5 protein-coding genes are annotated in these 6,385 nt (G+C 54.8%); all 5 read right to left on the reverse strand.

The window, feature by feature from the left end; genetic code table 11:
- Positions 1-756, reverse strand: a 756-nt coding sequence (locus AiwAL_RS19555) for an APC family permease (RefSeq protein ID WP_262313412.1), incomplete at its 3' end; no start/stop codon positions are given.
- Positions 757-951: 195 nt separating this feature from the next.
- Positions 952-2,448 (reverse strand): CoA-acylating methylmalonate-semialdehyde dehydrogenase, encoded by a 1,497-nt coding sequence (locus tag AiwAL_RS19560; RefSeq protein WP_262313415.1) that lies wholly within the window; start codon positions 2,446-2,448, stop codon positions 952-954.
- A 115-nt stretch (positions 2,449-2,563) separates the two neighbouring features.
- Positions 2,564-3,889, reverse strand: a complete 1,326-nt coding sequence (locus tag AiwAL_RS19565; RefSeq protein WP_262313413.1) for an aspartate aminotransferase family protein — start codon at positions 3,887-3,889, stop codon at positions 2,564-2,566.
- A gap of 62 nt (positions 3,890-3,951) precedes the next feature.
- Positions 3,952-4,872: an aminotransferase class IV gene (locus tag AiwAL_RS19570; protein WP_262313414.1), complete on the reverse strand. Its 921-nt coding sequence runs from the start codon at positions 4,870-4,872 to the stop codon at positions 3,952-3,954.
- Between the two features lie 1,221 nt (positions 4,873-6,093).
- Positions 6,094-6,237 (reverse strand): hypothetical protein, encoded by a 144-nt coding sequence (locus tag AiwAL_RS20510; RefSeq protein WP_408851979.1) that lies wholly within the window; start codon positions 6,235-6,237, stop codon positions 6,094-6,096.
- Positions 6,238-6,385 lie beyond the last annotated feature (148 nt).

Consider the following 6,385-nt stretch of genomic DNA (forward strand, 5'->3'; position numbering starts at 1 on the left):
TAATAACAAGGCAAATATTGTAGCCGAAAAAACCGCTATCCTAATAGTAGAATGAGGCCTCTTCGCCTCTTCAGCCATGGCAGCTGCATTACTCGAACCCAGAAATGGATATACTGCCAAAGGAAATGCCAGCCCAAGACCGCTAAAATTTCCAAATAATTTTATAAAACTAAACGGTTGTATAGAAATAAAACGAAGGTGTGTGGCTATCATTACGAGTGATGCTACCAACAGCACCGCAGTTTCGAAAGCAAATAGCGCGATCGCAAATTTTGACGAAATAGTGACTCCCCGAATACAGAGATAAACGGCTATTAAAGAAAACATAAACATTAACAAAATCCAATTAATAGTATAACCAAGCATTTGCTGAATACTATATTGTATCCATGTTCCTACAACCAATAATATTGACGCAATCAGAAGGATTTGAGCAAATACAAATACAACTCCAACTGTGATTCCAGTATAGTTCCCGAATGTCCTGGATATAAAGCATGTATATGAGCCGGCGCTCGGGCATTTTCTGGAAAATTCTGCTGTGGTATTTACATGGAAGAAGGTCGCGATTCCGGCAAAAAGAAATACTAATGGAGCGCCAAAACCAACGCCAGCCACTACCAATCCTAGCGTAGTAAAAAGACTATATGCGGGCGCCATTTGTGCGAGAGATACTCCGCCAAGCTCCCACGTACCAAGAGAATTTTTTTTTAATTTCTCTTGGCTTCTCTCTTGTGTTGAACCGCTGTCGGACATGCTGTTACCTCCAAATTTGTATATTGTGTAGTCTTCTAGTCCGTTTCAGTAAGGTTAGTTTTCTCTGAAGTCTTCCGAAAAGCCGGTCCTGGGTCGTTGCCAACGCGTGATCCAACATGTGACCAAGCGGGGCAGTGCAATCTCCTGATCAATGGCGTTTGGTGCATGGAAAAATGGAGATCCAATCGACCCGTCTTAATTCAGGCTCGGAAATTGAAAGCTTGCGCCAGACTTGATGCCAGTCGGCCAGCGGCTCGTAATGGTTTTCAGACGTGTGTAGAAGTGAACGCCCTCTGTTCCATAGACGCCGTGGTCGCCAAATAGCGATCGCTTCCAGCCACCGAACGAATGATAGGCAACCGGCACGGGTATCGGCACATTGACGCCGACCATGCCGATTTCGATCCTGTCCGCGAATTCGCGCGCCGCATCGCCGTCACGGGTGAAAATCGCGGTTCCGTTGCCGTATTCATGAGCATTGATGAGATCGACTGCCTCTGCATAGTTCTTCGCCCGAACGACCGACAGAACTGGCCCGAAGATCTCCTCCTTGTAGATTTTCATGCTTGCCGTTACGCGATCGAACAGCGTACCGCCGATGAAGTAGCCGTTCTCGTAGCCCTGCAGCTTGAAGCCGCGGCCATCGACTAGCAATTCCGCGCCTTCCTGAATGCCGAGATCGATATAACCGAGAACCTTCTCCATCTGCTGCCTGGTGACAAGCGGGCCCATTTCCGCATCAGGATCGGTATAGGGCCCGATCTTGAGGGTGCGCACGCGAGGCGTAAGCGCCTCAACCAGCCGGTTGCCTGTTTCTTCACCCACGGGAACGGCAACCGAGATTGCCATGCAGCGCTCACCTGCGGCACCATAGGCTGAGCCCATCAGCGCATCGACTGCCTTGTCGATGTCGGCATCGGGCATTACGACCATATGGTTCTTGGCGCCGCCTAATGCCTGGACGCGCTTGCCATCCTGCGTGCCGGTCGCATAGACGTATTCCGCTATCGGCGTGGAACCCACGAAGCTCACCGCTTTGATATCGGGGTGCTCGAGGATCGCGTCCACGACCTCCTTGCCACCGTGGATGACGTTGAGGACGCCGTCTGGAAACCCAGCTTGCTGGAACAGATCGAAGAGTATCATCGCGGCGCTGGGGTCTCGCTCAGATGGCTTCAGGATAAAGGTGTTTCCGCAGGCGACCGCCACGGGAAACATCCACATCGGCACCATGGCCGGGAAATTGAACGGCGTGATACCCGCGCAGACACCAAGCGGATGACGATCGGAATGGGTATCGATCTCGGGGCCGGCATTGCGCGAGAACTCCCCCTTCAGCAAATGCGGGATACCACAAACGAATTCGACGACTTCGAGACCGCGGTTTACTTCACCCTGCGCATCGTTGAGCATTTTCCCGTGCTCACGGCTGATCGCCTCGGCGATCTTGCTGGAATTTTGTTCCAAAAGCTCCTTGAAGCGGAACATATGGCGCGCACGCTTCAGAGGTGGCGTCCGCCCCCAGGCTTCGGCGGCGTTTTTCGCCGCGGCAACCGCTTCCGACAATTCCGATGCCGAGGACAGTGGAACAGCCGTAACCGGCTCGCCGGTCGCTGGATTGTAGACAGGCTGCGCCTTGCCACTCTTTGATGATGTTAGCTTCCCATTGATCGCATTCTGAAGAGTATCCATATCTAGCAGCCTCTTTTCATTTTCGTTTCGAACACCGAATTCATCCAACAGCCCATTGAAATCATGTGAAAGAGCGGTGAACTCCAGATTAATTCCATCGATCATCCCGAGCTTCTCAGTCGAGTTCCTTCAGAATCCCGGCCAGCGTGCCGATCAGCTCATCGATCTGTGCCTTTGAGATGATCAGAGGTGGAGACATCGCGATGGTATCACCAGTCGTCCGGATCAAGACATTCTTCTCGAACGCCTGAAGGAAGGCCGTGAAAGCACGCTTGGTCGGCTGGCCAGCGATCGGCTCCAGCTCCACTGCTCCAATGAGGCCAATATTGCGTACGTCGATGACGTGCGGCAGTCCCTCCAGGGAGTGCAGGGCGTCCTGCCAGTAAGATGCAAGCTCGGCGCCTCGCGTGAACAGCCCCTCGTCGTCAAAGGTGTCTAGCGTTGCGAGCGCAGCGGCGGCCGCCACAGGATGGCCAGAATAAGTGTAGCCGTGGAAAAATTCGATTAGATCCTCGGGGCCTGTCATGAAGGTTTCGTAGATCTTTCGCCGGACGAAGACGGCCCCCATCGGGATCGCGCCGTTGGTGAGACCCTTGGCAGTCGTGACGATGTCCGGTATCACGCCGAAATAATCGATAGCGAAGGGCGTTCCGAGTCGCCCGAACCCCGTGATCACCTCATCGAAAATGAGGAGAATATTGTATTTGTCACAAATAACGCGGAGCTTCTCGAGGTAACCTTTGGGCGGGATCAGAACGCCGGTCGACGCCGCGACTGGCTCGACGATCACCGCGGCAATGGTTGAAGAGTCATGCAGCGCGATGATCCTTTCGAGATCGTCGGCGAACTCGACGCCGTAATCGGGCTGTCCCTTGGAGAAGGCGTTGCGGCTGGGATCGTGGGTATGACGGATGTGGTCGACACCGGTTAAGAGCGTGCCGAACATCTTGCGGTTGGCAACGATGCCGCCGACTGAGATGCCGCCGAAATTGACGCCGTGATAGCCACGTTCGCGACCGATCAGGCGAAAGCGCGAACCCTCACCCTTCATCCGCTGGTAGGCGAGCGCGATCTTCAACGCGGTGTCCACCGATTCCGAGCCGGAATTCGTAAAAAAGACATGATCGAGCGAAGACGGCATAATGGAAGTCAACCGCGCAGCGAGTTCGAATGCTTTGGGATGGGCCATCTGGAAAGCCGGCGCATAATCGAGCTCAGTGATTTGTTTGGTGATCGCCTCGGAAATCCGCTGCCTGCCATGGCCTGCGTTGACGCACCAGAGGCCAGAGGTGCCATCAAGCACCTTTCGGCCTTCTGTGGTCAAATAGTGCATGTCCTTGGCGCCGACGATAAGGCGCGGAACCTTCTTGAATTGTCGATTCGCCGTGAACGGCATCCAGAAAGCTTCAAAATTGTTGATTGCGGAATGCGTGTCAGCCATTCACGCCTCCATGAGGACAATGTTCCGAACGATGTTGAACTTTGAGGGCGTGAAATGCCAATTCATATTGCATAATCAATCGGTGTAGAGAGCAAAAGCTCGTCATGGCGTTGCCAGTAGAAATCATGCAAACGCCGGGTAAGCGGACCGGGTTGTCCATCACCTACCGTCTTGCCGTCGAGTGTGGTCACGGGCATCACTCCTCCAGCCGTGCTGGTGAGAAAAATTTCATTTGCCGCTCGTAATTCGGCGGTCGATACCGGCCTGACCTCGACGGGTTGCTGCAGTTCCTCGGCAAGTTCGATTACCGTTCGGCGGGTCATGCCCTCGAAAACGCCGTGATCTGGTGTCGCAAGAACGCCGTTCTTAACGATGAAAACGTTGAAGCCGGCACCCTCCGTCACATTGCCGTCGCGATCAGGCAAAACGGCCACTAAGGCGCCGCGATCGTAAGCCTCAAAGATACCCATGGTGAGGTCTAGCCAGTGAAAGTTCTTGATACGCGGGTCAATGGCCTCGGGAGGAATACGCTGATGGGAACTGACGATCATGCTCAATCCTTCCCGCCGCTGCTGCTCATTCGCGATCCACACGAAACGCTGCGCGAACGCGGAGAATTGGTTCTCGCATTCTCGGGGATCGCGACTGCCCAGTGGCGGCACGCCTCGGGTGCATGTCATTTGGACATAGGCATCGCGCAAGCCGCTGCGACGAACACATTCATGGAGGATGTCCGCGATCTCCTTCCGCGAATAGGGCAAGGACATACGTAGACCCGCCATCGAGGCATGGAAGCGCTCGATGTGGTCACTCAGACGAAAAAAGCGCCCCTTCCAGACATGGACAACGTCATAGGTAGCGTCGGAACGAACGAAGCCCCGATCGGTGATCGCAATGCACGCTTCGGCAAGTGGCACATACTGGCCGCCGACGAAGGCGATGCCATCAGAGGGAGCGGGTGCGGCGAATCTTGCGATCGACATGGACCTTCTCTCGACTGATTCTGGGACGGAATGCGAACAGATTTCTTAGGTCAACGTTCGTTTGCGATGAATTGATCGGACTGTACCCTGGTGGGCAAAAAGCGGCGCGACCTGCCCGTTCAGCGTCAGTCCGCTTAACCCGTTCTCGGCTGCAACGCACTCGAGTCGTGTTGAGATAGGTGTGATGAGCACCTCGGTCACACAAGTTTCGCGATCGCTCTGGGACGCGCCGACCGGCAGAAGGTTGTCTGGGGACAGTCCAAGCGAGGCTGTGCTCAAGTTCAATCTCGTAGTGGGACGATGGCAGGCAATCGGGTGAAAAATTGCGCGACACGCGTAGAATCAGGAACACGGGGGTCACCGCACGCTTGTGCGGTGACCCCGCCGCCTCTTGCCGCCGGAGATCAGAATGCGTCCGGAGGCCGGGGTTTCGCAGCCGGCAAACATGCGTAGCAAAGTGATCTTGCCACGGCCAGACCAGATAGGGGGCAAGAAGGGCGACGAATTCGCCCAACCGGGTTTTGAGATCAATGCCGTCCACCGCGATCACCGCGCCGCCGAAGACACGGCCAATACTTTCCAGTGCGATCGTGTTCCGCGAACTCGGCACGACCGGGGCGGCATATGCAATCGCCCCTACGCTCCGCAAAGAAATGCCTGACAGGATTACCGGGTGAGCCATCCGCCGAAAGTCCCGTGCGAGGAATGGTTTTTACCTTTTTGGGGCGCACACATTCATCTCTCCAACGTCTGTTCCGCCGCTTGCAGCGGGTCTGAGGGGCGTGTTTCGTGTTGGCTTTTCTCTGTTGGGGCAAACTTCGTCAGAGTCTTCCAGATTGTCAAGAATAATCAACAGAGACGCCATCATCTTGTTGTGATAGGGCGCGCTATGCTGGCGGGATCTGCTGCTTAACGAGCCGCGCTTATCACGATTTGACCACTGATCGCGGTATTACCTTGGGTAGGCCATCCGTGTAAAAGTGTGCGGCCCAACGCGGGTCATGACGGGGGGTGCCTACACTACCCCAGATATGCCAAGGGTGGTGAATATTTTAAACATAATCATTGCGGGGCAGGTCATAGGTTGCAGATGTTTGCGATTGCGCTCTTTGAGTAACATGACGATGGGGCTGTCTTGAGATTGGGTTACGCTGCGATGACTGGTTTTTTGGCGTGGGACGTTGGCGGGTAAATTTTCTGTCCGCAAGCGGTGGCCGGCGGTCATACCAGACAGATCAGCGACCGTCTAATCGCGCGCCGACTGCTTGGGCATTGACCCTTCAGTATGGTGCAATGTCGAGGACACACCCCTGCCCAACCCATCATCCAAATCCGCCTCAGATAAGGCCGGTCATCCTCGGAGATGCATTGTGGGCCTCAAGACTCCCCTCATTTTCACACTGCCCCGAAAGTCTCGGCGAAGACGGGCAGGTCGGCGAGCATATCGGCGAATTTCTGGACCAGTGGCAGCAGGCGAGGCTCCGGCATGGTGGGGATGAGTTCGTATAGCATG

Origin of the sequence: Acidiphilium sp. AL (assembly GCF_025499445.1) — a bacterium.
GTDB classification, from domain to species: Bacteria; Pseudomonadota; Alphaproteobacteria; order Acetobacterales; family Acetobacteraceae; genus Acidiphilium; species Acidiphilium iwatense.

Coding starts and splice junctions, on each gene's coding strand:
- AiwAL_RS19560 (WP_262313415.1), bottom strand. CDS start 2,448: ATGGATACTCTTCAGAATGCGATCAATGGGAAGCTAACATCATCAAAG.
- AiwAL_RS19565 (WP_262313413.1), bottom strand. CDS start 3,889: ATGGCTGACACGCATTCCGCAATCAACAATTTTGAAGCTTTCTGGATG.
- AiwAL_RS19570 (WP_262313414.1), bottom strand. CDS start 4,872: ATGTCGATCGCAAGATTCGCCGCACCCGCTCCCTCTGATGGCATCGCC.